Raw genomic sequence first — 2,528 nt, forward strand, 5'->3', positions numbered from 1 at the left:
CCGCTCCCTCGATATAATCAAAGTGTTTTCTTGGGAGGGTACGTTTTGTTTAAGGGGCCGCCTCACCCCACCCGCCTTCGACACCGCCCTCGCCTTCGCGGCCGACATCGCCTCCCGCTCCTGCGCCTCGTTCGGCACGCGTGCGTGGATGCGGGCGTGAGCCCGTCCGTACCCGGGACCGGCGTTCAGGACCGCCCGCGGCTCCGCCCCGCGAACAGCGTGAACAACACCACGCTCACCCCGAGCACGGCCCACCCCACGGCGGTCTCCGACAACGAGGTCTGCGTCCGCTTCGGCAGCAGCGACAGGCACCCGAGCACGACGAACATCGCCCCCAGGTAACTGAGCCCCGCCGTCAGCACCCACCGCACCATCCGGCCCGACCGCACGTTCGGCGACTGTTTGCCCATGGGGATCCCGCCCTGTTCCTCGACGATCTCGCGACACCGGGGGCCGGTCACGCCCGACCCCTCCGCAGTGCTTCAACGCCCGCCCACAGTCCCCGACACGGGCGCACGAAGTCGCGAATTCACGGGTGTTGCTCACGGGACTGGTGTGAATGGGCTAGCGGAACCGGTGGGGGTGCCGCCCCGTCATCGCTCGCGTGACCTTGTAGCCCAAAAGACGAGCGCGCTGATCACGGTGCCGATCAGGAACACCAGCCATCCGACCTCGGCGTCGGAGAACGAGGCTTGCGTGGCATCCGGGAGGAGAGCCAGGCCGACAGGCACGAAGATGGCCGCGACCATGTAACTCCCTACGAGTGTCAGCACGCCGCGAAGAATCCTGCTGCGCGTTGCTGACTGCATGCCATTGCTCATTCTGGTGCTCCGGTCTTGCTACTTGATGATGTGGTGACACTGGGTTCCGCGCTTGGCTCCGGCGGCGAAAAAGTCTGCGCACGCCTTTCCGTAGTGCTTCAACGTTCGTCGCGTCGTGTCGATGCGGCCCATCGAGCTCAGGTCTGCGCAGCTCTGATGTACGGGGCCCTTGCTGACGAGGTACGTGCGGCCATCCGTGTCGGAGTAGCGCCAGTCGATGTGCCAGTTGCACCAGCGGCCGCCCGCCGTGTCACCGCCGAGGGTGTCCTGGATGGACGCTTCCTCCCGAGTGATCGTGCGCCCCGAGCCCTGGATGAAATGGCCGATGGACGTTGTCGGCAGGCAGAGTTCGACGCCCTTCGCGTCGAAGCAGAAGCCGGTGACCTTCCCGTACCCCACGGCACTTGCCGACGCGGGCGTCGAGAAACTGATCACCGTTGCGACTGCCGTGGACGTGGCCAGGGCGACCTGCGACACGTAGCGCGTCACCGCGTTCACTCGACCCATGGGATCCCTCCGATGCTGCTCTTGATGTCGTGACGCACCAGGAACGGCGGATCGGATTCGGGCGATACGTGGTGTTGCGTGCCAGTGACACAAGGTCGCTCGGGGGAGTGGTGCAGGAACCTTTAAGCCACAGTCCTGCAACCGAAGTTGCCGCATTCGGGTTCGAGGTCGCCGTCGCGGATCTGGTGGACAACTCGATCGACGCCGAATCCAAGGACGTGGTGATCCACATTCCCCGGGACGGAGGTCAGTTGGTCAGCCAGCTGGTCATCGACGAGGGTAAGGGGACGTCCGAGGAGGACCTGGACATCGCCAGGACCGTCGGCGGGCGGCCTGGGGCGGAACTACGAATGTCGCGCCCGAAGCCCCCCACCAGACGATCGGGAGGTCGGCGTAGCGGTCGATGAGCGCCTCGGTATCGGATTTGGCACAGGGGCCCGTCAAAAATGCTGCCGGGCGGCCGGCCCAAGGCTGCGCGTCAGATGCAATGAGATGTGGACGTGCGCGGCGTGGGTGTGGCCACTGTCATCGCGGGGGCGCGACGGCCTTCGACGGCCGCACGCACACGGATGACCGCGTCCTGGACCGTCTCGTGCTCCCACACCCGCACCGACAGCCAACCCGCTTCCGCGAGGCGGGCGTCGGTCTCCTGGTCGCGGGACCGATTGCCCTCGATCTTGGCACGCCAGAACTCCTGGTTGTTCTTGGGCCAGGTCGCGTGCTCCGGGCAGGCGTGCCAGAAGCAGCCGTCCACGAAAACGGCGACTCGGGACGGCCCGAAGACGATGTCCGCCTCGCGGCGCACGCCTTTGACCGGCCTCTTGTGGACGCGGTAGCGCAGTCCGGCGGCGTGGAGGGCGCGACGCAGCGCCATCTCCACCCCCGTGTCCCGGCTGCGTTGCCGGCTCATCCGGGCTCGAATCTGGGGGGTCGTTTCCAAACGCCTCACACGCCCATTCTGCCGCTTGCGACGCCGACGACCGTCAGCGCTCGACCGGCTTGTGACCCGCGTGCGCGTCCTGCGCGACGCGCACGCGCCGCGGGCGGAGCATGGGGCCATGAGGCAGAGCGAGACGCCGGTCACGGATGGGTTCGAGCAGGCGATGGAGGCGTTGCGGAGGGCGCCGTACGGGGCGGTGGACGAGGCGTTGTGGGAGGTGGAGGGGAGCGTGTTGCGGGAGGTGCGGGGGCATTTGGAGG

General features: G+C 67.2%; 6 protein-coding genes. 2 read left to right on the top strand and 4 right to left on the bottom strand.

Annotated features, from left to right (window positions below; genetic code table 11):
* Window positions 1-22: 22 nt before the first annotated feature.
* Window positions 23-160, top strand: coding sequence for a hypothetical protein (locus PV341_RS44685; protein ID WP_500360977.1), 138 nt, complete (start codon window positions 23-25; stop codon window positions 158-160).
* 25 nt (window positions 161-185) lie between these two features.
* Here PV341_RS44685 and PV341_RS44690 read toward each other — a convergent pair whose 3' ends face one another.
* From PV341_RS44690 to PV341_RS44700, 3 genes are all read right to left on the bottom strand, one after another.
* On the bottom strand, window positions 186-461 hold the full coding sequence (locus tag PV341_RS44690) for a hypothetical protein (protein ID WP_500322641.1): 276 nt from the start codon (window positions 459-461) through the stop codon (window positions 186-188).
* A 132-nt stretch (window positions 462-593) separates the two neighbouring features.
* Window positions 594-821: a hypothetical protein gene (locus PV341_RS44695; RefSeq protein WP_500360978.1), complete on the bottom strand. Its 228-nt coding sequence runs from the start codon at window positions 819-821 to the stop codon at window positions 594-596.
* Window positions 822-839: 18 nt separating this feature from the next.
* Entirely contained in the window at window positions 840-1,319 is a 480-nt protein-coding gene (locus PV341_RS44700) for a hypothetical protein (protein WP_500360979.1), read from the bottom strand.
* Between the two features lie 38 nt (window positions 1,320-1,357).
* Here PV341_RS44700 and PV341_RS44705 point away from each other — a divergent pair, with 38 nt between their 5' ends.
* Window positions 1,358-1,735, top strand: a complete 378-nt coding sequence (locus tag PV341_RS44705) for an ATP-binding protein (RefSeq protein WP_500322643.1) — start codon at window positions 1,358-1,360, stop codon at window positions 1,733-1,735.
* 71 nt (window positions 1,736-1,806) lie between these two features.
* On the opposite strand, the gene PV341_RS44710 is transcribed toward PV341_RS44705, so the two are convergent.
* Window positions 1,807-2,238 (bottom strand): very short patch repair endonuclease, encoded by a 432-nt coding sequence (locus PV341_RS44710; RefSeq protein WP_500322644.1) that lies wholly within the window; start codon window positions 2,236-2,238, stop codon window positions 1,807-1,809.
* Window positions 2,239-2,528 lie beyond the last annotated feature (290 nt).

The sequence above is a fragment of the Streptomyces sp. PA03-1a genome (assembly GCF_033792805.1).
GTDB lineage: Bacteria > Actinomycetota > Actinomycetes > Streptomycetales > Streptomycetaceae > Actinacidiphila.

Coding starts and splice junctions, on each gene's coding strand:
- PV341_RS44710 (WP_500322644.1), bottom strand. CDS start 2,238: ATGAGCCGGCAACGCAGCCGGGACACGGGGGTGGAGATGGCGCTGCGT.
- PV341_RS44695 (WP_500360978.1), bottom strand. CDS start 821: ATGAGCAATGGCATGCAGTCAGCAACGCGCAGCAGGATTCTTCGCGGC.